The following is a 26,196-nucleotide window of genomic DNA, read 5'->3' on the forward strand; positions in this document are numbered from 1 at the left end:
GGATTGTTAAAATAATCCATATTTTTGCAGTAGATACAACACATGTAAGTGGGTTATATAGTTAAGTTTAAGTTAGTAGGTTTATTTTTCTTCTTGGTATTCATCGCTACGCAAAGTAGATCGCAAGAGGTACATGCGAACAAGAGTAATTATATATTTATTCTTAGTTCGTATAGTTATAACTATGATTGGGCAACGGATGTTGCTAAAGGAATTCAGGAAAAACTCGAAGATGAAACCTTAAATACCATAGTAGACATAGCTTACGCTGGCGTAGAAAGTAATCAATCCTTTCTTGCAGGACGCTATAGTATGCAAGCTGCCTTCTCCAATATACGACTCTCTGAAACACCTATTATTCCTGATGTTCTAGTCTTGATAGGCGAAGAAAGCTGGATGTATTATCGTATCATGAACTTTAGTGGAAGGTGGGCGAAGATACCTGTTGTGATGATTGGCGCACATTCTCCTATTATGGAAGACTATTCGCAATTCTTCTCTACATCATCTATAAGTGCTCATGCCATGCTTCCTATCGAGAAATCAGGAGGTAAGATGCATCTGTCAGGATTACTCGAGAATGGGAATGAACAGGCTGCATTGCAACTGATGCAACGGTTACTACCTCATTTGGAAGAAATACTCTACTTGTCTGTAGAAAACTATCAGGATGTTTATTCTAAAGAAATTATTGAAAAGATCTTGCTGGAAGGCGACTCGAAAATTAAGATTCGTACGCTTAATATCGCTAAGATGTCTCCCGACTCAATTAAGCATGACTTGTTGGCTTTGCCTCGAACAACAGCCGTGCTTGTGAACACGGCACTACCGCCAGAAAAGAGTGCTGTGCCGATATTTACTCTTCGCGACAATCACATAAATGGTAAATATGTTGTTGGTGGAAGTTTTCCCTCTATACAAAGTTATGTATATCAGGGCTCTGAAGCCATTAAGAGAGTACTTGTCAATAATCCGACCGAGAATGCTGGTTTTGCTTTAACAAAAGGAACAACCTCTTTCTTGAATAAAGAAGCAGTTAACCATTTTGGCCTGAATAGGGAAGCAAAGAAAATACCGGATGTGTTCTGGGTGAATGTTCCTCCGCCATTCTATATAAAACACATGCGTGTTATTTTTATCATAGTGTTGCTCACCGTGGTGTTTGCAATTGCTACAATTCTGATATTTAAGCAAATTAAGCATCATAGATATTTGAAGAGTTCTTCGAATCGGTTTAAGGAACTTTACGAGGAGTTTCATCATGTGCACGAAAATATGCCTACGGGGCTTATTCAAATGGATACATCAGGAAATATGTTGGGGCACAATCCGGCAGCGCTGCGTTTCCTTAGCTTGGCGTATGATGTTGACAAGAAAACGTTCAACTTGTTTGATACGGAAATAATAAATCTACAAACAAAGAAAGCTGTAAATAGGCAAAAGGCTGTCAGTACCACTGTTCAACTTGATGGAAATTACTATCGGTTGATACCTCGCTATGTGTGGGATGAGGAGAACGGTGGCGATGGTATAATGCTGATTGTTATTGATAATACACAAATTCATATAGAGCGTAAAGCGAAGGAAAGAATTTATTCGATATTTAACTTCGCAATGGATGCATCTTCTTTAGGAGTTGCCGAATATGACTTGGTGACTCAAACTGGTTTTGCTACTAATGCCTGGTATGATAACCTTTGTCTGGAGAGAGGAAGTGAAATAAAGGATGTATATCGGCATATTGTAGAAAAAGACCGCAGGAAGATAGAGAAATTCCTATCCAAAGTAGGATTGGAAAACAAGACTTTCTATGAAGTTGTGCGTATAGAGAAAGACGGTGAGATACATTGGGTGGATTTCATAGTACAACTGATGGAGTATGCTCCTGAACAGAATAAGATAGTTGTAGCGCAGTTAGTACTGAATATAGATGCACAAAAGCAACGCGAAGAAGAGCTTACCAAAGCATTGATAACAGCACAAGAATCCGATAAAATGAAGAATGCCTTTGTGGCAAACATGAAGGATGACATTACTCAATCTTTAACTCAGATTGTAGATAGTGCTAGGAAAATAACAGAGACAAAAGATTTGCAGGAACGTGTTGAATTATTAGCTTACATTGAATCCAATAATGATACAATGTTGAAATATGTTCGAGAAATTCTTCAAATGTCTCAACCCGAGCATTCAAAAGATAAAGAATTATGAAGCGGCAGTTTACCTATATACTTCTAACTTATTTATTGCTTATTCCACGTTTGGGTTGGGCAGATAACGAGGCACCGCAGATACTTATCATAAATTCGTATAATACGGAACAAATCTGGGTGAATAATCTTGTTGCCGGAATAAACGAAGAACTAATGCTTCGGTATCCCAATGCAAAAGTGTTCAGTAAGAACCTGAATATAGACAGCACGACAAAGATTGCACAGACGCTCCATTCGTTACGATCGGCATTGTGGGCATTGGTAGAAAAACAGGAAGAAGAAAATGTCACAGGGAGAATGCTTACCTCTATATTTTCTTCGGGAGTGTATCCTGATTTGATCGTGCTTGTTGGCGACCCGGGCTTCCTCTTTTATCAGTATTATGATTATCAAATGAGGGACTGGCTGAAAGTGCCGATTGTGGTGACAGGGATTAATGACTTTATTTCGGATTTTGACTGGATGCCGGGTGTTAAGGTGGATTATGATTCTATGATTCCAATAGAGAAGCGCCATACAAGTGTAAAATTCTTAAGAGATGCATTTGTGAAGATGATTGACCCGTCGCTAAAGCGTACGCGTTACGTTGAAGAAGAAAGTGGAGAACGTATATCGGGCTATCAAGTGGAATATGATTTCCGACTAACAGGTGTAAAGACTAGCATACCTGTACAAGAGAATTTGCAGATGATTCAAGAATTACTTCCTGACTTGGAAGAGATAATTTGGGTAGATGAAGACTCTTATGACTCGGGATATGCTCATCATTTGGTAAAAGAAAAGATGAAAGAAGTAATGCCTCAAGTGAAATTTTCGACCGTTGTGCATACACGTCTTAATTCAGACTCTATCTTTAATGAAATGCTTAGAGCCGATAAAGGTAAGGCATATCTTACCTTTTCGTGGACAATCAATGGGGTGTATAGTCGTTTCTCGAAGAGTTATATAAAAACAACCTTCGCAAAAGAATCAAAAGTGCCTTTGTTTTCGCTTACTGAACCAGCTTTTATAGGTGAGTATAGAATAGGAGGGGTGTACAGACCAACAAAAGAATGGGTTGAGAAAACAATGTCGCAAATAGAAAAAGTTTTATCGGGTAAACCGGCAAATGATATCCCTTTTGAAACGGTAACTGGCACCGTAACCCGATTAGACCAGGTGTTATTGAATAGATACAAACTGTCGGGTGTGGCGCATGAGCGACTCACTGCGGTAGATTATGAAAATATTCCTCCCACATTTTTTGAGAAATACGAAAAGCAAATTTTAATTTCGCTGGTGGTTGCTACTTTCTTCTTAGGGCTTTTTGGGTATATGTATAATCAATTTAAGCAAAGTAAGATAATAAGAAAAGAGCGCGACAGGAATAAGAAACTCTTTGATAAGTTACGTTTAGTATATCGACAAACATCGGTGGACTTTGCTTTATATGATGAAGCGGGTGACTGTTTGGTACGTGTGCAAAACGGTAAGAAGGTAAAAGATTTTAAGAAAGCAGGAAATGATCCTTTTTTGATAAATATCTTTAAGAATAAATATCTCACAAATGCACAGAAAGAACAAATACGCAACAAGAAATCTGTAAATATAGAACTGGAGGATATACCTTGCATGCTGGTTGTAAAACCATTCAAAGAACCCGACTACCGGAATGCCTGCTATATGATTTTAACAGTTAGCCTCAAAGAACTAATGCAAGAACGCGTAGAACGCGAACAGTTTGAAAAACTGTTTGATTTTGCTTCGGATACGTCTAAAATTGGTATTGCTTTTTATAATTTAGCTACAGGTGAGAAAACGGTAACGAATTCTTGGATAGAGAACTTGAATGAACCTCCAATGATTGATGGCTTGCCCCAGTATACCAATGTTGTTTCTCGCGATAGAAAAGTTCTATTGGATTATCGTGCCAAAGTGCAAAGTGGCGAAACTACTGAACCTTTATCAATGGACATGCAAGTGCATAGCGCAAATGGTAATTTATTGTGGATGCGCCAACATATTTATCTGAGTAAGGAGGAAGAAAATTTGTTGATAGAATTGAACCTTAACATTGATGAACTGAAGAGGGGAGAAGAAGAGTTGCGTATAGCTAAGGAAAAAGCAGAGCAATCAAATAGAGATACACAGGAATTCTTAAACAGTATCAATCACGAAATACGTACTCCACTTAATTCTATTGTAGGTTATTCTACCATTTTGTCTATGGTAGATAGTGATGAAGAGTTGGAACAGTTTGCACCTATTATTTTGAAAAATAACGAACTACTTACTATTCTTATCAATGACATCATAGAACTATCGCGTATAGACTCGGGCGAAATAACCTTCAAGCACGATCCTGTTCCTGTGGCTGAATTGTTTAAGGAAATGAAAAATGAAGATTACCTCGAACTTTATGATAAGAATCTCTCTGTTATTATAGAAATAGCCGAAGAAAATCCGGTAGCCAGTACCGACGAGGCTTATCTCAAAAGAGTTCTTTCCTCTCTCTTCTCTAATGCGGTGAAGTTTACAGACGAAGGTACTGTTGCATTGGGTTATGAAAAAAGAGGAAACTTTGCTTACTTTTATGTAAGAGATACCGGTTGTGGTATTAGTGAAGAGAACTTGCAAACAGTGTTTAAACGATTCTATAAAGAGAACTCCTATTCGCAAGGAACAGGTCTGGGACTGCCGCTATGCAAAACCATTGTTAATCATCTTGGTGGAGAAATCGGGGTGGAATCAGAAAAAGGAAAAGGCAGCCTGTTTTGGTTTACGCTGCCTTTGTTCTAGTTATCTAAGAGCTTTAATAGCTACTCTTTTGTTCCATAGTACTTCAAGAACTGTGTACGTTCAAATGTATTAGTTCCCTTCACATCTTTTACGTTCAGTTTACCTTTGAACTGGCTGATGCGTTCATACCCTTTGTCGTTCATCCATGTACTCATAAAGGTAAGCATAGGCTTGATACTTTCCGCTCCGTTTTGATAGATACTGGTACATATCTCTACAGCAGATGCTCCGGCCAATAAAGCTTTTACTACATCCTTTGGAGTATGCACACCACCTGATGCGGCATAGTCTATTTGGGGTATTTGGGCTGAAGCAATACCAATCCAACGTAGAGAGTTACCTAAATCGGAATTGTGGCTAAATACCGGACCTGCTGTTTGTGCCACTTTATCAATGTCTATATCGGGTTGGTATAAACGATTGAAAAGTACTACCGCAGCTGCTCCATTAGCGTATAGTTGATTGATGAGTGCAATGGGGTTGGTCAAATTATTACCCAGCTTCATTATGATAGGGATATTGATTTGCTTCTTGAGGTGGCTCAGAATTTGAATGTGTTTCATTTCGAAAGCACCCCATTCGTATTGCACTTCGGTTTGCAGTGAGAGGATGTTTATTTCCAATGCATCAGCACCGGCTTGTTCTATCTCTTTTGCAAACTTTATCCATTCACTATCTGTATAACAGTTGATGCTGGCAATTATTGGAATTTTGCAAATTGCTTTACTCTCTTTAATGAGATATAGGTAATCGGATAGCTTGTGTTGACGAAGTGCAGCCATCAGATAGTCTCCACCTTCGGGATAATAGATGGAGTCGTGCATTTGGTTTGCTTCGAGAGTTATTTGCTCTTCAAAGAGGGACTTCAGTACGATAGCACCTGCACCGGATTCTTCCAGCCTTTTGTTCTTCTGGGCACTGTTGGTAAGTCCCGAGCTACTGATGATAACAGGGTTCTTTAACTTTAGTCCGGCAAAAGTTGTTTTTAAATCAGACATAGTAACATGTTTTTTAGCGTGAAATTAGTATTCTCTCGCTCCAAAAATTTTGCTACCGATGCGTACCATTGTACTTTTTTCGTGAATTGCCAGTTTGTAATCGTCGGACATTCCCATAGATAGTTCACAAAAAGTAGGCTCGGTGGCAAACCAAGAGCTCTTAACCTCTGTGAAGAAGTTACTTAATGAACGAAATTCATGGGTGATTTGTTCATGAGAATCCGTGTAAGTTGCCATTCCCATCAAACCGCAGAGGCGAATATGTGTCAACTCTTTCCATTCGCCGCATTGAAGCATTTCTTTGCATTCGTCGAAGCTGAATCCGGATTTTGTCTCTTCTTGTGCTATATGTAACTGCAGCAGGCAATTTACTGTTCTGCCAACTTTGGCTGCTTGTTTGTTAACTTCACTAAGTAAATGAAAGGAATCTATTCCGTGAATAAGACTAACGTAAGGAATAATATATTTAATCTTATTGGTTTGTAATGTACCAATGAAGTGCCATTCGATATCTTTGGGGAGTGATTCGTGTTTAGCCCTTAGCTCTTGTGCACGACTTTCTCCGAATACGCGGTGTCCTGCTCGATAGGCTTCTTCAATAGCTTTGTTGGGGTGGAATTTGGAAACAGCTACCAACCGTACACCGGTTGGTAGCTCTTGTAGTACATTTTGTAGATTATTTGTGATGCTCATAGAAGCAACTTTTCTTATTCTTCACTTTCTCCGTAGGGATAAATATCCATGATTGGAGTTTCGGAAACAGCAGCTATTTGATAGTCTGCCATAGTACCTTTCATCCCTTCATCCAATTTCTTTACTGCATCTCTGAGGTCGGCAGCTTGCACAAGGATGTGTGTTGCCGTTTTTTTCTCGGCGGCGCTCTTCTCGTCTATTGTAATAAATACGACCTTGCATTTAAACCAGCGATCGGCAGCATCTTCGTCCGAAGGAAACAATTCACTGTAGTTAGCGCGTTTTATATCCGAAACGGTAAATTCGCCCGAAATATATGGAGTCATCTCTTCAATGAAACGTTTTTCGGCTTCAGTAAAACTAAGTGCGTCTACTAAATAAGGCTCGGTTACTTTCTTTGCTATTCCGTTCTCCATCATTTTCTCATATCGAATCTTGCATTCGAACCATGTGTGCATTGCCATATTTCTTTCTTTTATAAGTTTTATAATTCTTTTTTCGGGGTGTAAAGGTAATAAAAACTTTTTCATGTGGTGAACTCTTTTTTGTTTCGCTTTGTTGTATAGTATATATAAATGAAAAAAGAATGAATATGACAAATTTCAAAGGTAATCCGGTATCCTTAGCTGGTGATTTCGTAAAGGTAGGTCAACAGGCACCGGAGTTCGAATTAGTAAAGGGAGATCTTTCTACTTTATCATTGAGTAGCTTAAAAGGTGAAAATATAGTATTAAATATATTCCCAAGTTTGGATACAGCAGTATGTGCCACTTCGGTTCGTAAATTTAATGTGAAAGCAGCCAATCTGAAGGATACAAAAGTATTGGCCATTTCTAAAGATTTACCTTTCGCTCAAGGACGTTTTTGTACTACCGAAGGTATTGATCGTGTGATTCCACTATCTGCTTTTCGTTCGGATGCATTCGATAAGGCATATGGACTTTTGATGACTAATGGGCCGTTGCAAGGATTGTTGGCGCGTGCAGTAGTTGTAATAGATAAAACAGGAAAGATTGTTTATACCGAACTTGTATCGGAAGTAACCAATGAACCCGATTATGATAAAGCTTTAGCAACTATTAAATAAGACACAACTTTACCTTAATATGTAACGAAGCATGCGAATGTTGTATAACTACAGCATCGCACGCTTTGTTTTTGTATTTCGTTTTATGCCGCTTTAGGCTTTCTTGTACCTTTATAAATAAGAAATGCGAGCACAAACACAACACAGGCTATAATGACATAACCTATTTCATGACTGTATTCTGTTACACGGGCAATCAGTTGCTCTTCGGTTTCTATGCCCGGAACAGAGGCTAAGTGGTAGCCTATAGCAGCCAAGATGGTATTCCATATTCCGGCACCTATAGTTGTGTATAGAAGAAAAGTGCCCAATTTCATACGAGCCAGCCCCGCCGGAATAGATATTAATTGCCTTACGGCCGGAATTAATCTACCTACAAAAGTAGAGATAGCCCCATGCTTTTCGAAATAAGATTCGGCACGTTTTACTTTCTCTTCGTCAATAAGACACATGTGTCCAAAGCGGCTGTTAGCAAATTTATAAACAATAGGGCGACCAAGAAACATTGCCAGATAATAGTTGATTAGTGCGCCCAAGTCTGCACCCAGTGTCGCAAATAGAACCACTAAATAAACATTCATCTCATCATTCGATGCTGCTTTCCAAGCAGCAGGTGGAACAACAACTTCGGACGGAAAAGGGATGAATGAACTCTCAATCGTCATTAAAAGTGTAATTGTCCAATAATTAAGATGGTCTAAGCACCACTGAATAAATGCAACGGATTCCATTAATTGATATTTGTTTTTAAGATTGTTCTTCTTCTAACCGGTCGAGCTCGTTCCTTATATCCTCAATAAACTCGTTAAAGTCTTCTTCAGGAACGGTTTCTTTTACATGCAAAGTGTTTTCAAACATTTTGAAGAGCAAATCGCGATAGGGTAGCAATTTCTTGAAATCTCTTGTCTTTAAGTAAAGAGTCATCAAACTCCTGTCTATCTCGAGATAATTGGAGTCTAACTCTTTTACTTTAGTAAGAGCTAATTCGGCTAATTCGTACGCGCCATATTTTAAACATGCATTCCCCACGTAATACCAAGTAGCTGCATCTGGTTCTATCTTTACTGCTTCCGAGAAGTGAGCGGTTGCTTCTTCGAGGTTTCCTTCTTCTAAAAAGAGCTCTCCAATGAGTAAATATGAATCTGTGATGTAGGGATAATTACGTTTAACTATCTCACAGTAATTGCGCGCTTCTTCTATGCGTCCTAGGTTATGTAAGCAACGTGCTAAATGCATTGTTACATCAGGAAGCATCAAAGAATCTTCGGGTGCTATAGCTAAAACTGCTTTCAAATGGAAGATGGCATCTTCCCAACGACCTAAACCATCATAAGCAAAGCCAATAAACATGTTGCCAAAGTCAGCTCCTAATGCACCATGAGTTATGGCAAACTTGTATGATTCAATGGCTGATTCATAGTTTTCCAGTTGGAAGAATATATGCCCTCTGATGCAGTGAGCTTCTCCGTTTTCTTCTTTGGCAACAAGAGCAAAATCGGTTGCTTCAAGGCTTTTCTCGTAATCGCCCTGGTTGAAATAGATCTTTCCTAATGCCGTCCAATAATTAGTAGAGTAAGGATATTGATCAAGTAGAGAGTTGTAAATGGCAATTGCTTCGTCAAACTTATCCAATGCATTGTAACACTCGGCAAAGGCTGTTTGTACACTTTTTGCTTTTTGCTTTTCGGGTTCTAACTTGTTTAACCATAGCAATGCTTCTTCAAAAAAGCCTAAGTCGATACTTAAGAATGCAATATCTCTTTTGGTCTCATCGTCATAATCATTGTCTCTGAGTTTCTTAATCGCTTCTTCAGCTTCTTCTTCTTTTCCTTCTTTGACTAATAACTCTACGTGTAGCAAATAAACATCAATGGAACTGTTAATGCCCATTTGGTTTATTCGCACCCGTGCTGGTTCTATCTCATCAGTGTCGAGGAAGAATTCGGCTTCTGCTAACTGCAACTCGTAATTATCTGGATGGATAGACATTCCTTGCTTTATGGCTTCATGAGCTTCTTTGTATTTTTCTTCTCTTATATAATACTCGGCAACGTCTTCGTATTGGTCGGGGTCAAGATAGATGTTCTTGCCGATACTCTTCATTGCTTCATACCGTTCAATTATTTCTTTTAGCTCATCATTCTGCTCAAAAGAAGAATTGTCTTTTCTCATTATAGTTTCTTATTTGTTTAGTTTACCCCATGTGTCCTTCAAGCCTACTGTACGGTTGAAGATTAACTTATCCGGGGTGCTGTCTTGGTCTATGTTAAAATATCCAATACGCTGAAATTGTAGATAATCAGCGGGTTTCAATTCGCTGAGGTATTTCTCTACATAGCAGTTTGTTACTGTTTTGAGCGAATCGGGGTTAAGCAACTCGCGGAAATCTTTCTCTTGTTCGGCCGCAGGGTTCTCTACATTAAAAAGGCGATCGTATAAACGAACTTCGGCAGGTAAGCTGTGTGCACAACTTACCCAATGCAAGGTTCCTTTTACTTTGCGTCCGCTATCAGGCATACCGCTCTTTGTGTTAGGATCGTACTCGCAGTGAACCTCAATTATGTTTCCGTTTTCATCTTTCTTACAACCGGTGCACTTCACGATATATGCACTCTTTAGTCGCACCTCTTGACCCGGAGTCATGCGGAAGTATTTCTTTGGCGCATCTTCCATAAAGTCATCGCGCTCCATCCACAACTCACGGCTAAATTCAATGATATGTGTACCCGAGTTCTCGTCTTCGGGGTTGTTTATCGCTTCTAATGCTTCAACCTTACCTTCGGGGTAGTTGGTTATGATTAATTTAACGGGATTCAATACAGCCGAAACACGTGTAGCGCGCTTGTTCAGATCTTCGCGAACAGCTGCTTCGAGCATTGATACGTCATTGAGAGCTTCGTACTTGGTGTAACCAATCATATTGATGAAGTTGCGAATAGCTTCGGGCGAGTAACCACGACGGCGATATCCGCAGATGGTTGGCATACGTGGGTCGTCCCAGCCGTTTACCAAACCTTCTTTTACCAGTGTGAGCAATTTGCGCTTGCTCATGACAGTGTATGTTAGGTTCAGACGGTTGAATTCCATCTGGCGAGGACGGTATCCTGCTTCGCCTGCCAATTCGGGTGTTTCAATCAACTCGTCGATAAAGTAATCGTATAGCGGACGGTGTACCTCAAACTCCAAGGTGCAAAGTGAATGCGTTACTCCTTCAAAGTAATCGCTTTGTCCGTGAGCAAAGTCATACATCGGATATACCTTCCATGCATCGTGTGTGCGATGGTGGTGATGATGAATAATACGATAGATAATAGGGTCGCGGAAGTGCATGTTTGAGTGCCCCATATCTATCTTGGCACGAAGCACCATTGCTCCTTCTTGTACATTGCCATCTGTCATCTCTTGAAACAGACGAAGATTCTCTTCTATCGGGCGATTGCGGAAAGGACTATCCGTACCTGCTTGCGTGGGAGTTCCTTTTTGTTTGGCAATTTCTTCAGCAGTTTGTTCGTCTACATATGCTTTGCCTTGTTTAATCAGGGCAACGGCAAAGTCCCACAATTGTTGAAAGTAGTCTGAGGCATAGTAGATGTTGTTCCACTTAAAACCCAACCATTCAATATCTTGTTTGATAGAGTCTACATACTCCACATCTTCCTTCACCGGATTAGTATCGTCGAAACGAAGGTTGCATACACCGCCATATTGCTTAGCAATTCCAAAGTCCATGCAGATGGCTTTGGCATGACCAATATGAAGGTAGCCATTAGGCTCGGGTGGAAAACGAGTCTGCACTTTGCTGTTGTTCTTACCTTCTTTCAGGTCGTTCTCTACAGCTGCTTCAATAAAATTCAAGGTTTTCTTTTCTACGCTCTCTTCGTTTGTATTATTAATCATATGAGTAAGGATTTTCATTTTGTTGCAAAACTACATAAAATTAGTGAATTAATAGGCTAGAGCGTTTAAAATACTATACTCTCTTACTGTTGTTTAATGGAATTGTAACAACATTGACAATAGATGTTTTTACATTTGCAAATAATAGCTGTGAGTGTTAATCAGAGTATATACATATTATAATAAGGTGTATGGTGAAGTTTATTGAATCTGAGCTTGTCTTGCTAAGTAAAGAGATAGAAGAGATGTGGATGCTTGTCTATAACCAGCTCGATAGAGCAGGGGAGGCTGTGCTTACATTTGATAAAGAGTTGGCGAACCAAGTACTTGTGCGCGAGAAACGTGTTAACGCATTTGAATTGAAGATTGATAGTGATATTGAAGATATCATTGCACTTTACAACCCTGTAGGTGTTGACTTGCGTTTTGTGCTTGCCATGCTCAAAATCAATACCAACCTAGAACGCTTGGGCGACTTTGCCGAAGGTATTGCCCGTTTTGTGTTGAGTGTGCAAGAACCAATAATTGATAGTAAATTGATAAAACGCTTGCGACTGGAAGAAATGCAGGTAGAGGTGCTTTCTATGCTGGAAGATACTAAACGTGCACTGAATGATGAAAGCATGGAGCTTGCTACTTCTGTTTTTGCCAAAGACAACATTCTTGATGAAATCAACGCGGAGGTAACCAAAGTAATGGCTGATTATCTGCGCGAACATCCCGAAAATATGCTCCTTTGTTTGAATCTGGTTAGCGTTTTTCGCAAGCTGGAACGTGCAGGGGATCACATAACGAATATAGCGGAAGAGATTGTATTCTATATGGATGCAAAGGTGCTAAAGCACAGTGGGAAGACCAATGAGGGCTATTCCATGTGATAATAAACATAAAGAAAACACAAAAATATGTTATATGGCATGTTTTTTTATTTGTGTAGTCTATGAAAAAGGCTCATCTTTGCAACGTTATCCTGAAAACAATCTTTTTACCTTAAAAAAAAACTAATACCTATTGAAAACTGAAAAGCGGAACTTTGTGAAAAGTCCCGCTTTTTGATTTTAAAGACTTTTCCTGTTCTTTTATTAGTATAACACTTACCAGTAATCTTTTGTTTACGTTGTTTTTTGATTTTTTATTCTCTAAAATTTCATTCATCAATTTGCTTCTCCTTATATTTGTTCTTCCTTATTAAATCAACTAAAAACAAAATACACTATGTTCTCAGGAATTGTAGAAGAATACGCAACCGTAGTGGCGTTAGTTAAAGAGCAAGAGAATGTTCATTTAACACTGACATGCTCCTTTGTGGGCGAATTGAAAATAGACCAAAGCATCTCGCATAATGGCGTTTGTCTTACGGTAGTACAACTGACAGACGATACCTATACGGTAACAGCAATGAAGGAAACCCTCGAGCGTTCGAATATCGGGCTATTAAAAGTGGGTGACAAAGTGAATGTAGAGCGCAGCATGATGATGAACGGAAGGTTGGACGGACATATTGTTCAGGGACATGTTGACCAGACAGCTACCTGCATTCAGGTTGATGATGCCGACGGCAGTTGGTATTATACCTTCAAATATGCCTTTGACAAAGAAATGGCAAAACGCGGATACATCACTGTAGACAAAGGATCGGTAACAGTAAATGGAGTAAGCCTCACGGTTTGTAATCCTACCAATGATACTTTTCAGGTAGCCATTATTCCTTATACTTATGAGCATACCAACTTCCATACTTTTGAAATAGGCAGTGTTGTAAATATCGAATTCGATATTATTGGTAAGTACATCAGCCGAATGATAGAGATACAAAACTAACAATGAACAAATACAACTCCTTTCTAGAGCTGGTAGCCGCTCGCCAAAGCGACCGCGCCTACGATAAAACCCGTGCGATAGAGCCCGAAAAGTTGGAACGTATTCTGGAAGCAGGTCGTCTGGCACCATCTGCTTGTAACGCGCAACCGTGGAAGTTTATCGTTATTACCGACACAGAACTTGCTGTAAAAGTAGGTAAGGCAACTGCCGGGCTGGGCATGAATAAGTTTGCTAAAGATGCTCCTGTGCACATTCTTGTTGTAGAAGAGTCGGCAAATATCTCATCTAAGTTGGGCGGGAAGTTTAAAAACAAACACTTCCCACTGATTGACTTGGGTATTGCTGCTGCGCAAATATGTTTGGCAGCCGAGAACGAAGGGCTGGGTTCTTGTATGCTTGGCTGGTTCGATGAGAAAGAAATAAAGAAACTTACCGGCATTCCCGAATCAAAGCGACTGATACTGGACATAACCATTGGCTATACAGTAAAGGATAAACGAAAGAAAATACGGAAATCCAAGGAAAAGGTTATTTCATACAACCGCTACGAATAAGATTTAAGCCGCTTGGCTTATAGTTATATTCCAATAAAATCAACATCCGTCCTGATTGCGACAGATGTTGATTTGTCTTTTTGTCAAAGCCTCCGTAAACGCGGTTAATTTTGAAAAACTGGCGGGTAGACAGGAAAAATCGAAGGAAATAGGCTTTAGGAAAAACGCCTCAAATAGTGTGAAAAACACTCGCGTTATTCAAAATGTACCCCATAAGGCTTGTATCGCTTGTTTTTCAGACTGAGTTTTGGGTAAAAACACAGTCGGAACATGGAAAGAACTCAGTCAGTTCCACATTTAAACTCAGTCTGTTTTTATTTCTTTGCTTATGGATGAACGACCGTTTGCCATAAGCAAACGCTCTGTATGCTTATGGAAGATGGGTCGCGAGCTTATGGCAAACAACCGCTCGTCCATAAGCAAATTACTCTGAAAACAATCGGCTTCAGAGAGGCTGTAAGGCACTTTCTTTCTTTTGTCTATTATTGTTTTTTGAAAGTTGAAAAAGCAAGAAGAAAGGTAAAGCGCTGTGTTAACAGCAAAATGGAGTGGTTTTGCTGTTAATATGATACAAAAGAGCTGGTGTATAACTTTGTGGGATGGTAATTATATTTGAACTATAAATCCTTCAGGAGTATGTTGCTTGCCTTGCGATAGTAATCCTCCTTCAAGTTTAGCATAGCTTCCCATTCGCCCTTAAACTCTGGGTTGTATTCTATTCTGAACTCTTCCGAGCCATGCGACTCTATTCGATTCATAAGTGTAGCAATATCCAATTTGTCGGTATCCATAGAGGGCTGGTAAGTAATTTCATCACTCTTGGCATCGGTCATTACTTCATGAATGAGGTTAATCTCTAACAACAAGAACAGTGTTTGCTGTACCAGGTTGATGGGTATCTTATGTTGTTCGGATAGTTCGTTGGCAGAGTAGGGCGTTTTATTGGCAGCAAAACGTTTAGTAATAAGCGACATTATGAGTATACAGATAAAGTCTTTGTAGCGTCTGCTGATGTTTCGGATATCTTTATCGAAGCTATATGAGTGAATGTTTTGACTGGCATAAGCCAACTCCACGCCAAAGAGACAGATTGTCCACGACATCTGTAACCACAGCAACAATAGCGGAATAGCTGCGAATCCACCATATATTGCATTGTAGCGCGTTACCCAAATCTGTCCGCTGATGTAGAGGAACTGAAATATTTGAAACACCGTACCCGCAATGACTCCCGCAAGGAAGGCGTGTTTGAACTTCACCTTTGTGTTGGGCATAAAGATATAAAGCGCGGTAAACATAAACCAAACGAGCACGTAGGGTATTGACTTAACTAGGAATTTGATAAACGGGGCAAGCATAACGTACTCTTCTACTTGCTTAAGAATGGTTCCTGTGATAATAGAAACCCCCGAAGAAAGTACCAATAGAATAGGGATAAAGAGCAGCATGGAGAAGTAATCTGTAATTTTCCTATGCATGGAGCGCTCTTTCTTGATATTCCAAATATGGTTGAAGGTAGATTCTATATTACTAATAAGGTTGAGTACCGTCCAAAATAACAATGCGAGCCCAATACCAATAAAGATGCCACTTTTGGTTTGCGAAAGGTAGGAATCTACAAAGGAGAGCAATGTCTCTGTTGTTTCGTTCACGCCGCCAAAGAAGCTGACAAGATGACTTTCGACCAAGTTAGAAAAGCCAAATCCTCTTGTGATGGCAAATAAAATAGCCAATATAGGCACAATAGCCAACAGCGTGTTGTAGGTAAGCGCGGAGGCTTTAGAGGAAACTTTGTCGTTTACAAAACGGTTGGCGGTAAGGTAAATTACTTTAATGACATTGTACAATGAAAAGCGCTTACTGGTAACATCATGCTTGGTTACTCGCCAAATGTCTTCAGTGAGGAATTCCCACAGAAAGGTGATATGCTTTTTCAGTTTGTTCATCTCGCTAAAGATTATGTTGTGTATATTCAAAAAAACAGCCAACCTATAAGCCGGGTTCTGTTCCTTAGAAAAGACTAAGGCGCTTGTCATTTATCTAAGAGATGTGTCGCCACATAACTTTAGCGGTCTACCCTCCGACGTGGAGCGAGCAGCTCTCTTAATGCCGGTATACATGACCTTGCAACTCCTAAGGCGTACAGCTCGACGTGTTACCACGCGACTGGTGGTCTCTTACTCCACCTTCTCACCCTTACCTCATGCAAAACACGAGGCGGTTATTTTCTTCTACGCTACTCTACCCTCGCGGACAGCTTTCTGTTAGGAAGTAGGATGCTCTGTGTTGCCCGGACTTTCCTCTTGCTCCAAAGGGGCAAGCGACAAGCCGGCTGACTGTTTATGCCCGCAAAGATACGGGTTTATAGGGTAAATCCTATAATTAAATAGGGATTTCCATAAGGGTGGAGGCTTTTACTTCACTACATTTGCTCATCAATAAATCAAAAATAACTGAGAAATGAAAAATGTAATACCCTTATTGGCTCTTGCTATTGTGTTGTTGTCGCTTACAAGTTGTGCTTCTGTTATGAAGGAGTTTGGCATGGGCGGTTTAACAAAAAGCAATATAATGAAGTTGGAGAAGAACATGAGTATGGAGCAAGTGAAGAAACTGTTAGGAAACCCAACATACCGTTCGATGAACGAAGATGTGGAAATGTGGCAGTACCGCGAATCAAGTATTTATTCTAACGGCTCTTCTAATTTGGATGTTTTCTTTGAAAATGGGCGTGTTGTTTCGTTTGAATCATATTTCATGCCAATCTATACGCCGCCGACTGTGCATAGAGAAGAGTAACAATTCTCTCCTTATTTGAAAACAATCTAAATAATTTGTTTGCGACAAACAAAAAAATTATCTTTGTCGCAAAATAAAACAATATGCGTTTATCCGATCTTAAAACCGGCGAAAAGGGGGTTATTGTAAAGGTATTGGGGCATGGCGGTTTTCGAAAGAGAATCGTAGAGATGGGCTTCATTAAGGGCAAGACTGTTGAGGTGCTGCTCAACGCTCCCCTCAAAGACCCCATAAAATACAAGATTATGGGATATGAGATTTCATTGCGCCGACAAGAAGCGGAGATGATTGAGATTGTGAGCGAACGTGGAACCTCCTCTCTTACAAAAGAAGGAGAGGGGCAAAATGGCTTACAAGGAATCAATGAGAATGTTCGATATAGTGACGAGGAGTTAAAGCGCATGGCGTTGGGCAAGCGAAAAACCATTAATGTGGCGCTTGTAGGAAATCCCAATAGTGGAAAGACTTCGTTTTTTAATCTGGCTTCGGGTGCGCACGAACATGTAGGTAACTATAGTGGTGTAACAGTAGATGCCAAGGAGGGGTACTTTGACTTTCAGGGATACCATTTTAGAATAATGGACCTGCCGGGTACTTACTCTCTCTCTGCCTATACGCCCGAAGAGATGTATGTGCGTAAATACATTATCGAAGAAACCCCCGATATTATTATTAATATCATTGATAGCTCAAATCTGGAACGCAATCTTTATCTTACTACCCAACTCATCGATATGAATGTGCGCATGGTAGCTGCACTCAATATGTATGATGAATTGGAAAAGAGTGGGAATACGCTCGATTATCGTTTACTAAGCCAACTCTTCGGCATCCCTATGGTACCTACTGTAACTCGAAAGGGGTATGGTATAGAGCATCTTTTTCATGTCTTAATCAATCTTTATGAGGGTGCCGACTTTCTTGATAAGGATGGAAATATCAATCCCGAGGTAGCTAAGGAGCTGCAAGACTGGCACAAAGTTCATGTAAACGAAGCCGACCACAATGATCACATGGAAGATTTTGCGCGTACGGATAAACCTCGAAGTTTGGTTTCTCGGCATATCCATATTAATCACGGGAGTGATGTGGAGCGGGCAATTAGCTCTGTTAAGAATGAGATAGGAAAAAATGAGACTATCCGCCATAAGTATTCTACCCGCTTCTTGGCAATAAAATTGCTGGAGAACGATAAAGATGCAGAACAAATCATATCATCACTCTCGAATAGCAAAGAGATACTTGCTGTTCGAAATAAGGAAGCTGCATCAATTCAACAGCTGACAGGAGAAGATTCTGAGTCGGCAATAATGGATGCAAAATATGCTTTTATCAGTGGTGCGCTGAAAGAAACCTTCACAGATAATCATCAGGAACAACGGCAAACCACTCGTGTGCTCGATATGATATTGACACATCGCGTTTGGGGATTTCCGTTCTTTTTTCTCTTCATGTATCTCATGTTCGAAGGAACATTTACCCTTGGGGAGTATCCTATGTTGGCTATCGAATGGGGAGTAGAAGCACTTGGCGTATGGATTAGTTCTGTCCTTGCCGACGGTCCGTTGAAAGATTTGCTGGTCGATGGAATTATTGGTGGAGTAGGAGGTGTGATTGTTTTCCTTCCAAACATTCTGATACTTTATTTCTTTATTTCCGTAATGGAAGATTCGGGCTATATGGCGCGCGCAGCTTTCATAATGGATAAGATTATGCATAAAATGGGATTGCACGGTAAATCGTTTATTCCTCTTATAATGGGCTTTGGCTGTAATGTACCGGCGATAATGGCTTCGCGTACAATAGAGAGTCGGAAAAGCAGGTTGGTGACGATGCTTGTCAATCCATTGATGTCATGTAGCGCACGTTTGCCTATTTATTTATTGCTTGTAGGCGCTTTCTTTCCACAGAATGCCAGTTTAATACTGTTGTTGATTTATTCCATAGGTATATTTCTTGCGGTTGTTATGGCGCGGATATTTAGCAAGTTTCTCGTAAAAGGAGAGGATCTACCGTTTGTAATGGAACTGCCACCTTATCGCTTTCCTACCTCCAAATCTATCCTTCGGCATACATGGGAGAAAGGAGTACAGTACTTAAAGAAAATGGGAGGAATCATTATGATTGCATCAATTGTTATTTGGTTCTTGGGCTATTATCCTCAAAATGATGCTTATGAAACAGTAGCCGAACAACAAGAAAATTCCTATATTGGTCAGGTGGGTAAAGCTATTGAGCCGGTTATAGAACCGTTGGGCTTCGACTGGAAGTTGGGTGTTGGATTGCTTACCGGGGTTGGTGCAAAAGAGTTAGTAGTCAGCACACTTGGTGTGCTCTATGCCAACGATTCAGAATCAGATGCGGTAAGTCTTGCCAATCGTATTCCGATCACTCCCTTTGTGGCATTTTGCTATATGCTTTTCTCGCTGATATACTTTCCGTGCATTGCTGTGCTTGCTGCAATTAAGTCAGAAACGGGTACTTGGAAGTGGGCACTGTTCACAGCAGGTTACACTACATTGTTGGCTTGGGTTGTAACATTTGCTGTTTATCAAATAGGCATGCTTTTCTTATGAGTTGGCAAGGTGTAATAACTCTTCTTATTGTTGTGCTCTGTTTTGCAGAAATCATCCGTCGCATCATTCGTTTTTTCCATCCTACCCAAGAAGAAAAGGAAAATCCTTGTCTTACTTGTTCCACAGGTTGTGACCTTAAGGAACTATTAGAAAAGAAACGAAATGCTTGCAAAGAGGAGGAAAAAGCGAACAAAGAGAAGAAAAAGTGTTCTAGTTAGTTGTTGTTTTGGAAAAATATCCTACCTTTGCAACCGCAAACTAAAACAAGGTTCCTTGGCCGAGTGGCTAGGCACCGGTCTGCAAAACCGTCTACGGCGGTTCGAATCCGCCAGGAACCTCTACGAAAAGCTCTGAAACTTCTTATTTTTAGTCGTTTCAGAGCTTTTTTAGTTTTCTATTTATTTTAAATGCAATTCTAAAACCGATATTCAGGATCAATTCAAAATCTTTGTTGGTGCTCCCGTCCTTACGCAAAAAGTTTAGCCAACCTAAAAATGCTTTTACCTTCGCTTTGAATGACTCTGCTGCTGCATTGGTTGATCTGTTTTCAAAGTAATTAACGGATCGTTAAATAGTATAGGCGTGTGCTCCCAATACTTGACGCGTCAAGTATAAAGACTACACGCTTCAAGTATAAAGAGTTGACGCGTCAAGTATTTGGGGCTGAAATACCCCTCTCAGAAGCGCCTTGGCGCAAGGTCATTTTTTGGGAAAATAAGCAGAGATTTAAAGGGAAGACAGGTACCAACAAAGATTTCTACTTGAGCCTCTAAAACCTATATTTAACGAAGAGCAACAAAAGAAAGGAGTGCATTGCAATCACCTTAATGTTTTTTCGTGTCTAAGCCATAAGCAAACAGTTCGCGAGCCATAAGCAAAAATAAATTCGATTTCAATGGCTTATATACACTTCAAATTCGCTTTTACTAAATAGGTCTTCACCTTCACATATTACTGTAATTAAATGAAAGTGAGTTGGTTACGTGTGAAGACCCCCTGTTTTATCCTTCACAGGGTCTTCACAACTATTTTCTTGTGTCAAAAAAAACAATAAAAAGTAAGTAGCTTTTTCAGTAACTCTATGAAAACAATTACATTTGCTTTCTTAAATGTAATAGATAAAAGAAAGTTTGCATGCTTAAAAAAATACTTTTATCCCTTTCGCTTTTCCCGATATTGCTTTCGGCACAAATAAACACGGAACGTGTAATGATTATTGCCCGTAATGCATTGTACTTCGAAGATTATGTACTTTCCATTCAATACTTCAATCAAGTCATTAATGCGAAACCTTATCTTTATGAGCCCTATTTCTATCGGGCATTGGCGAAAATATACTTGGATGACTATCAAGGAGCCGAAGCAGATTGTAATGAAGCCCTCCAACGCAATCCTTTTGTGGTAGGTTCATATCAAATTCGCGGATTGGCACGTATCCGTCAGAATAAGTTCGATGAGGCTATTGACGATTACCGTAAAGCACTTTATTATGCCCCGGAGAATACAACTTTGTGGCATAATCTTACACTCTGCCATATTCATAAAGAGGATTATGAGGCTGCCGAAGACGATCTCAAATCTCTCCTCAAAGTTGCTCCGCGCTATACTCGTGCCTACATGATGCGGGGTGAAGTAGCTCTGAAGCAGCAAGATACTATCCGTGCATTGGCCGATTTAGATAAAGCAGTGGAACTCGATCGTTATGAACCCGATACATGGGCTTCGCGCGGTATGTTGAAACTACAAATGGGTAAGTATGCCGATGCTGAGGCAGATATGAGTTATGCCATTCACCTAAACACAAAGAATACTGCCAACTACATCAATCGTGCTTTGGCTCGCTTCCACCAGAATAATCTGCGGGGAGCTATGTCCGATTATGATATTGCACTGGATATTGAACCCAATAATTTTATAGGACACTACAATCGTGGGCTTCTTCGTGCGCAAGTGGGTGATGATAATCGTGCCATCGAAGATTTTGATTTTGTTATTGCAATGGAGCCTGATAATATGATGGCTATTTTTAATCGTGGGTTGCTGCGTGCTCAAACCGGTGATTATCGAGGTGCAACACAAGACTACACTACTGTTATTAATGAATATCCCAACTTCCTGACTGGCTATCACTATCGCGCCGAAGCACGCAAGAAGCTTGGTGATAGGCGTGGAGCTGAGGAAGATGAGTTTAAGTTGTTACAGGCACAACTCGACCGAATGAATGGAAAGGTCGATGCCAATTCAAATACAGCTACGAATGACCTTGCCGACAATGAAAAAAGTACTGACGAAGAGGAGGGGGGAGAAAAAACGCGCAAGAAATCGGATAGGAATATGCGCAATTATAATAAAATTGTTATAGCCGACAGTGAAGATGATACTAAACGTTATGCTAACGACTATCGGGGTAGGGTGCAGGATAGAAACGTGAATATAACTCTCGAGCCGCTCTTTACCTTTACTTATTATGAGAAGGATGCTGTTGTGCGACGTACTGTACACTTCTTTAAATATATAGAAGCTCTTAATGCCAACGGTGCTTTCCCGCGTCGTTTGCTTATAACTAACATGGATTCTCCGCTGACGCAGGCGCAAGTGGATTTCCATTTTAAGATGATTGATGCACACACTGCCGATATTGTAAGCAATCCGAACGATCCCGAAAAACGCTTCGCGCGTGGTATGGATTTCTATCTGACACAAGATTTTGACAGTGCACTCGAGGATTTTACACAAGCAACTTTGGCAGATGAGCATTTCTTCCCGGCTTACTTCATGCGTTCTTTGGTGCGCAATAAGCAATTGGAATATAAACGCGCCGAAGCTGCTGCTAATGCAACCGTTGTTCCGGCTATGTCTGGACAACCGAAAGTGGATGTGTCATCAATCGATTATACCACTGTTCGTCAGGATTTGGATAAGGTTATCGAACTGGCACCCGATTTTGTGTACGCATATTACAATCGGGCTAATCTTTTAGCTATGCTTAAAGATTACCGTGCAGCTATCATGGACTATACAAAAGCAATTGAACTGAGCGACGATTTTGCTGAAGCCTACTTCAATCGCGGACTTACACACGTCTTCCTCGGTAATAATAAGCAGGGAATTGCCGACTTGAGTAAGGCTGGTGAGTTAGGACTATACGATGCTTACAGCGTAATAAAGCGTTTTACAGACATGTCTGAATAATTAATTGACAAAGCAAACGCAATAATCAGAATAAATAGCTAATTTTGCACTCTTAAATTACCGAAGTATTACAATTATGATAAAGATTACTTTCCCCGACGGCTCTGTTCGTGAATATAACAAAGGAGTAACCGGGTTGGAAATAGCAGAGAGTATCAGTTCGCGCCTGGCGCAAGACGTATTGGCTTGTGGCGTAAACGGAGAAACACAAGATTTGAACCTCCCGATCAATGTAGATGCTGAGTTGAAACTCTATAAGTGGGATGATGAAGAAGGCAAACACGCTTTCTGGCATACTAGCGCACACTTGCTGGCTGAAGCTTTGCAAGAGCTCTATCCAGGCATTCAGTTTGGTATTGGACCTGCCATTGAAAATGGTTTCTACTATGATGTCGATCCGGGCGAAGCTGTTATCAAAGAGGCAGACCTTCCTGCTATCGAAGCGAAAATGGCAGAACTGGTTGCCAAAAAAGAACTTTTGCAAAGAGAAAACATATCAAAAACGGATGCGCTGAAACTTTTTGGCGACCGTGGCGAAACTTATAAAACCGAACTTATCTCGGAATTGGCAGACGGAACCATCACCACCTATACACAAGGCTCATTTACAGACCTTTGCCGTGGACCACACTTGCTTACTACTGCTCCAATTAAAGCAATAAAGCTAATGTCGGTAGCCGGTGCTTATTGGCGTGGGCAAGAAGACCGTAAAATGCTTACTCGTATCTATGGTGTGTCTTTTCCGAAAAAGAAAATGCTCGATGAGTATCTTGTTATGGTAGAAGAGGCTAAGAAACGTGACCATCGTAAAATCGGCAAGGAGATGGAACTGTTCATGTTCTCCGAAGCTGTAGGAAAAGGTTTGCCAATGTGGTTGCCCAAAGGTACCGCACTGCGTTTGCGATTGGAAGACTTTCTGAAGAGAATTCAAAAACGCTTTGGATACGAACAGGTGATGACGCCGCATATCGGTAGTAAGCAATTATACGTAACTTCGGGACACTACGCTAAATATGGCAAGGATTCATTCCAACCCATTCATACTCCAGAAGAAGGAGAAGAGTACCTACTTAAACCCATGAACTGTCCGCACCATTGCGAAATATTCAAATGGCAACCACGTTCATATCGCGAATTGCCTTTGCGCTTGGCCGAGTTCGGAACAGTATATCGTTATGAACAAAGCGGTGAACTACACGGGTTGACACGTGTGCGCGGTTTTACTCAAGATGATGCGCACATTTTCTGTCGCCCCGACCAAGTGAAAAATGAGTTCCTCAACGTGATGGACATTATTTTTATCATCTTTAAGGCTTTGGATTTCGAGAACTTCGAAGCACAAATTTCACTTCGTGATCAAGTAAATCGCGACAAATACATTGGTAGCGAGGAAAATTGGGAAAAAGCAGAACAATCTATCATAGAAGCATGCGAGGAAAAAGGCTTAAAAGCGAAGATTGAGTATGGTGAAGCAGCTTTTTATGGTCCTAAATTAGACTTTATGGTACGCGATGCGTTGGGACGTAAATGGCAGTTGGGAACCATTCAGGTAGATTATAGCTTGCCCGACCGTTTTCAATTAGAATATACAGGTGCCGACAATCAAAAACATCGCCCGGTAATGATTCATCGCGCTCCATTTGGATCAATGGAACGTTTCGTAGCAGTGCTGATAGAACACACGGCAGGCAAGTTCCCACTGTGGCTTGCTCCAGATCAAGTTTCTATCCTGCCTATTAGTGAGAAATTCAATGATTATGCAGTAGAACTTAAAAAATACTTTGAAACGATTGATGTTCGTGCTATTGTTGATGATCGTAACGAAAAGATAGGTCGCAAGATACGTGATAATGAAATGAAGCGAATACCGTACATGCTAATCGTAGGTGAGAAAGAAGCCGAAAATGGTGAAGTAGCTGTGCGTAAACAAGGAGCTGGTGACCAAGGAACAATGAAATATCAAGAATTTGGTAAAATTCTGAACGAAGAAGTGCAGAATATGATAAATAAGTGGTAAATTTGCGCCCGACTCTATGAAAAGTGTTAAATAGATACGTAGAATAATATAATAATAAACTAAAATAACAGGACGTAATCATTATTGAATGAAGAATGATAAAATGAAAAGCCAGTATCGAATCAATGAACAGATTCGTGCTAAAGAAGTTCGTATTGTAAGCGACGAGGGCGAACCTCAAGTATGTTCAATTGCTCAAGCTTTGAAAATGGCTGATGAGCGTGAACTGGATCTCGTAGAGATTTCGCCGAATGCGCAACCGCCTGTTTGCCGTATTATTGATTATTCTAAGTTTCTTTATCAACTAAAAAAGCGTCAGAAGGAACAAAAGGCGAAGCAAGTTAAGGTAAACGTTAAGGAAATACGTTTTGGTCCACAAACGGATGATCACGACTATAACTTTAAGTTGAAGCACGCCAAAGGATTTTTGGAAGATGGTGATAAAGTGAAGGCGTATGTTTTCTTCAAAGGACGTTCTATTCTTTTCAAAGAACAAGGTGAAGTGTTATTGTTACGGTTTGCCAATGATCTTGAAGATATTGCAAAGGTGGATCAATTGCCACAACTGGAAGGTAAGCGTATGATTATTTTTCTTTCTCCAAAGAAAAAAGAAGTACCCAAAAAACAAGATGCTCCGAAATCGTCAAAACCAGAGCAGAAATAATAAAAGAATAAAAGTGTGTAACGCCGCTTGGTATAGTGCGTTACCATATTATTAATAATTAAATATAAACAAGATGCCAAAGATGAAAACTAACTCCGGTTCTAAAAAAAGGTTTACCCTTACCGGAACAGGTAAAATCAAAAGAAAGCACGCTTTTCACAGTCATATTTTGACTAAGAAATCAAAGAAGAGAAAAAGAAACTTGTGTTACTCTACATTAGTACACCCTGCTGATGAAAACCAAGTAAGAGAACTCTTAGCGATGAAATAAGCGTAAACAAAAGAATTAAAGTTATTAACCGAATGCTTTAGCCTCAAGTTCGTTGCACCAAAGTAACGACGCTAACATTCAAAAAGAAGTAAAACTATGCCAAGATCAGTAAATCATGTTGCTTCAAGAGCAAGACGAAAGAAAATTTTGAAACTCACCAGAGGATACTTTGGTGCAAGAAAAAATGTTTGGACCGTAGCTAAGAATACCTGGGAAAAAGGGTTGACTTATGCATATCGTGATCGTAAAAACAAGAAAAGAAGTTTCCGTGCTCTTTGGATACAACGTATCAATGCTGCTGCTCGCCTAGAAGGTATGTCATACTCTAAGTTAATGGGTGGTTTGCACAAAGCTGGTATCGAAATCAACCGTAAAGTATTGGCTGATTTAGCCATGAACCATCCGGAAGCATTCAAAGCAATCGTGGAAAAAGCGAAAGCAGCATAAAATTTCGATAAGAAATCATTGAAAATGCCAGATACAGTTTGCAGTATCTGGCATTTTTGCTTTTAGGAGCATTTGATAACTCTTTTTTCATACCTAAATTGAAACAAATATTGCTTTTCCCTTGTTTAGCTAATAAGAACTGATTATATTTGTTATAGAAAAATTAGCCGCATTGATTTGATCGGGAAA

At 40.1% G+C, this 26,196-nt stretch carries 20 protein-coding genes, 1 tRNA gene, 1 other RNA gene and 2 pseudogenes; 16 read left to right on the forward strand and 8 right to left on the reverse strand.

Annotated features, from left to right (window positions below; translation table 11 throughout):
* Positions 1–48: 48 nt before the first annotated feature.
* Positions 49–2,211 (forward strand): hypothetical protein, encoded by a 2,163-nt coding sequence (locus D0T50_RS00505; RefSeq protein ID WP_163220883.1) that lies wholly within the window; start codon positions 49–51, stop codon positions 2,209–2,211.
* A complete protein-coding gene (locus tag D0T50_RS00510) occupies positions 2,208–4,991 on the forward strand; it encodes a sensor histidine kinase (protein WP_163220885.1) in 2,784 nt (927 codons plus the stop codon). The genes D0T50_RS00505 and D0T50_RS00510 overlap by 4 nt, the downstream gene beginning before the upstream one ends.
* A 20-nt stretch (positions 4,992–5,011) precedes the next feature.
* Here D0T50_RS00510 and D0T50_RS00515 read toward each other — a convergent pair whose 3' ends face one another.
* The 3 genes from D0T50_RS00515 to D0T50_RS00525 are packed head-to-tail and all read right to left on the reverse strand — an operon-like array spanning position 5,012 to position 7,146.
* Entirely contained in the window at positions 5,012–5,989 is a 978-nt protein-coding gene (locus tag D0T50_RS00515; protein ID WP_163220887.1) for a dihydroorotate dehydrogenase-like protein, read from the reverse strand.
* Positions 5,990–6,013: 24 nt separating this feature from the next.
* A complete protein-coding gene (locus tag D0T50_RS00520; RefSeq protein ID WP_163220889.1) occupies positions 6,014–6,682 on the reverse strand; it encodes a YggS family pyridoxal phosphate-dependent enzyme in 669 nt (222 codons plus the stop codon).
* Positions 6,683–6,696: 14 nt separating this feature from the next.
* Positions 6,697–7,146: a DUF4494 domain-containing protein gene (locus tag D0T50_RS00525; protein ID WP_163221296.1), complete on the reverse strand. Its 450-nt coding sequence runs from the start codon at positions 7,144–7,146 to the stop codon at positions 6,697–6,699.
* Between the two features lie 122 nt (positions 7,147–7,268).
* Between D0T50_RS00525 and tpx the strand changes: the two genes are divergently transcribed.
* Positions 7,269–7,769 (forward strand): thiol peroxidase, encoded by a 501-nt coding sequence (gene tpx / locus D0T50_RS00530; RefSeq protein WP_163220891.1) that lies wholly within the window; start codon positions 7,269–7,271, stop codon positions 7,767–7,769.
* Between the two features lie 83 nt (positions 7,770–7,852).
* Here tpx and D0T50_RS00535 read toward each other — a convergent pair whose 3' ends face one another.
* The 3 genes from D0T50_RS00535 to D0T50_RS00545 are packed head-to-tail and all read right to left on the reverse strand — an operon-like array spanning position 7,853 to position 11,666.
* Positions 7,853–8,500: a DedA family protein gene (locus tag D0T50_RS00535; protein WP_163220893.1), complete on the reverse strand. Its 648-nt coding sequence runs from the start codon at positions 8,498–8,500 to the stop codon at positions 7,853–7,855.
* A gap of 16 nt (positions 8,501–8,516) precedes the next feature.
* The gene (locus D0T50_RS00540; protein ID WP_163220895.1) at positions 8,517–9,941 is read right to left on the reverse strand and encodes a lipopolysaccharide assembly protein LapB; all 1,425 of its coding nucleotides are present in this window, start codon (positions 9,939–9,941) and stop codon (positions 8,517–8,519) included.
* 9 nt (positions 9,942–9,950) lie between these two features.
* Positions 9,951–11,666, reverse strand: a complete 1,716-nt coding sequence (locus D0T50_RS00545; protein WP_163220897.1) for a glutamine--tRNA ligase/YqeY domain fusion protein — start codon at positions 11,664–11,666, stop codon at positions 9,951–9,953.
* A 191-nt stretch (positions 11,667–11,857) separates the two neighbouring features.
* Between D0T50_RS00545 and phoU the strand changes: the two genes are divergently transcribed.
* The 3 genes from phoU (at position 11,858) to D0T50_RS00560 (ending at position 14,041) form a co-directional block, all read left to right on the forward strand.
* Complete coding sequence (gene phoU, locus D0T50_RS00550; RefSeq protein ID WP_163220900.1) at positions 11,858–12,544, forward strand: phosphate signaling complex protein PhoU; 687 nt, start codon at positions 11,858–11,860, stop codon at positions 12,542–12,544.
* 337 nt (positions 12,545–12,881) lie between these two features.
* Positions 12,882–13,487: a riboflavin synthase gene (locus D0T50_RS00555; RefSeq protein WP_163220902.1), complete on the forward strand. Its 606-nt coding sequence runs from the start codon at positions 12,882–12,884 to the stop codon at positions 13,485–13,487.
* A gap of 2 nt (positions 13,488–13,489) precedes the next feature.
* Positions 13,490–14,041, forward strand: a complete 552-nt coding sequence (locus tag D0T50_RS00560; RefSeq protein WP_163220904.1) for a nitroreductase family protein — start codon at positions 13,490–13,492, stop codon at positions 14,039–14,041.
* Positions 14,042–14,658: 617 nt separating this feature from the next.
* On the opposite strand, the gene D0T50_RS00565 is transcribed toward D0T50_RS00560, so the two are convergent.
* Together D0T50_RS00565 and rnpB are read right to left on the reverse strand one after the other, a co-directional pair.
* Positions 14,659–15,978: a YihY/virulence factor BrkB family protein gene (locus D0T50_RS00565; RefSeq protein ID WP_163221297.1), complete on the reverse strand. Its 1,320-nt coding sequence runs from the start codon at positions 15,976–15,978 to the stop codon at positions 14,659–14,661.
* Positions 15,979–16,017: 39 nt separating this feature from the next.
* Positions 16,018–16,381: RNase P RNA component class A (gene rnpB / locus D0T50_RS00570), an RNA gene on the reverse strand.
* A gap of 120 nt (positions 16,382–16,501) precedes the next feature.
* Here rnpB and bamE point away from each other — a divergent pair.
* The 10 genes and pseudogenes from bamE (at position 16,502) to rplT (ending at position 26,007) form a co-directional block, all read left to right on the forward strand.
* Positions 16,502–16,840 carry an outer membrane protein assembly factor BamE gene (gene bamE, locus D0T50_RS00575; protein WP_163220906.1) on the forward strand — a complete coding sequence of 113 codons (339 nt, stop codon included), beginning with the start codon at positions 16,502–16,504 and terminating at the stop codon, positions 16,838–16,840.
* An 83-nt stretch (positions 16,841–16,923) separates the two neighbouring features.
* Positions 16,924–17,146: pseudogene (locus tag D0T50_RS13910) on the forward strand (ferrous iron transport protein A); the annotation flags it as partial.
* Between the two features lie 80 nt (positions 17,147–17,226).
* Positions 17,227–19,416 (forward strand): annotated as a pseudogene (gene feoB / locus D0T50_RS00580) (ferrous iron transport protein B); the annotation flags it as partial.
* On the forward strand, positions 19,413–19,634 hold the full coding sequence (locus D0T50_RS00585) for a hypothetical protein (protein WP_163220910.1): 222 nt from the start codon (positions 19,413–19,415) through the stop codon (positions 19,632–19,634). The pseudogene feoB and the gene D0T50_RS00585, both read left to right, overlap by 4 nt.
* Before the next feature lie 49 nt (positions 19,635–19,683).
* Positions 19,684–19,754 (forward strand) — tRNA-Cys (locus D0T50_RS00590).
* A gap of 796 nt (positions 19,755–20,550) precedes the next feature.
* A complete protein-coding gene (locus tag D0T50_RS00595; RefSeq protein ID WP_163220912.1) occupies positions 20,551–22,608 on the forward strand; it encodes a tetratricopeptide repeat protein in 2,058 nt (685 codons plus the stop codon).
* Positions 22,609–22,684: 76 nt separating this feature from the next.
* Positions 22,685–24,625 (forward strand): threonine--tRNA ligase, encoded by a 1,941-nt coding sequence (gene thrS / locus D0T50_RS00600; protein ID WP_163220914.1) that lies wholly within the window; start codon positions 22,685–22,687, stop codon positions 24,623–24,625.
* An 88-nt stretch (positions 24,626–24,713) separates the two neighbouring features.
* On the forward strand, positions 24,714–25,289 hold the full coding sequence (gene infC, locus D0T50_RS00605) for a translation initiation factor IF-3 (protein WP_163220916.1): 576 nt from the start codon (positions 24,714–24,716) through the stop codon (positions 25,287–25,289).
* A 73-nt stretch (positions 25,290–25,362) separates the two neighbouring features.
* Entirely contained in the window at positions 25,363–25,560 is a 198-nt protein-coding gene (rpmI, locus tag D0T50_RS00610; RefSeq protein WP_163220918.1) for a 50S ribosomal protein L35, read from the forward strand.
* A 96-nt stretch (positions 25,561–25,656) separates the two neighbouring features.
* A complete protein-coding gene (rplT, locus tag D0T50_RS00615; RefSeq protein ID WP_163220920.1) occupies positions 25,657–26,007 on the forward strand; it encodes a 50S ribosomal protein L20 in 351 nt (116 codons plus the stop codon).
* Positions 26,008–26,196 lie beyond the last annotated feature (189 nt).

It is taken from the genome of Bacteroides sp. 214, from assembly GCF_010501015.1.
Taxonomy (GTDB): Bacteria; Bacteroidota; Bacteroidia; order Bacteroidales; family Bacteroidaceae; genus Bacteroides.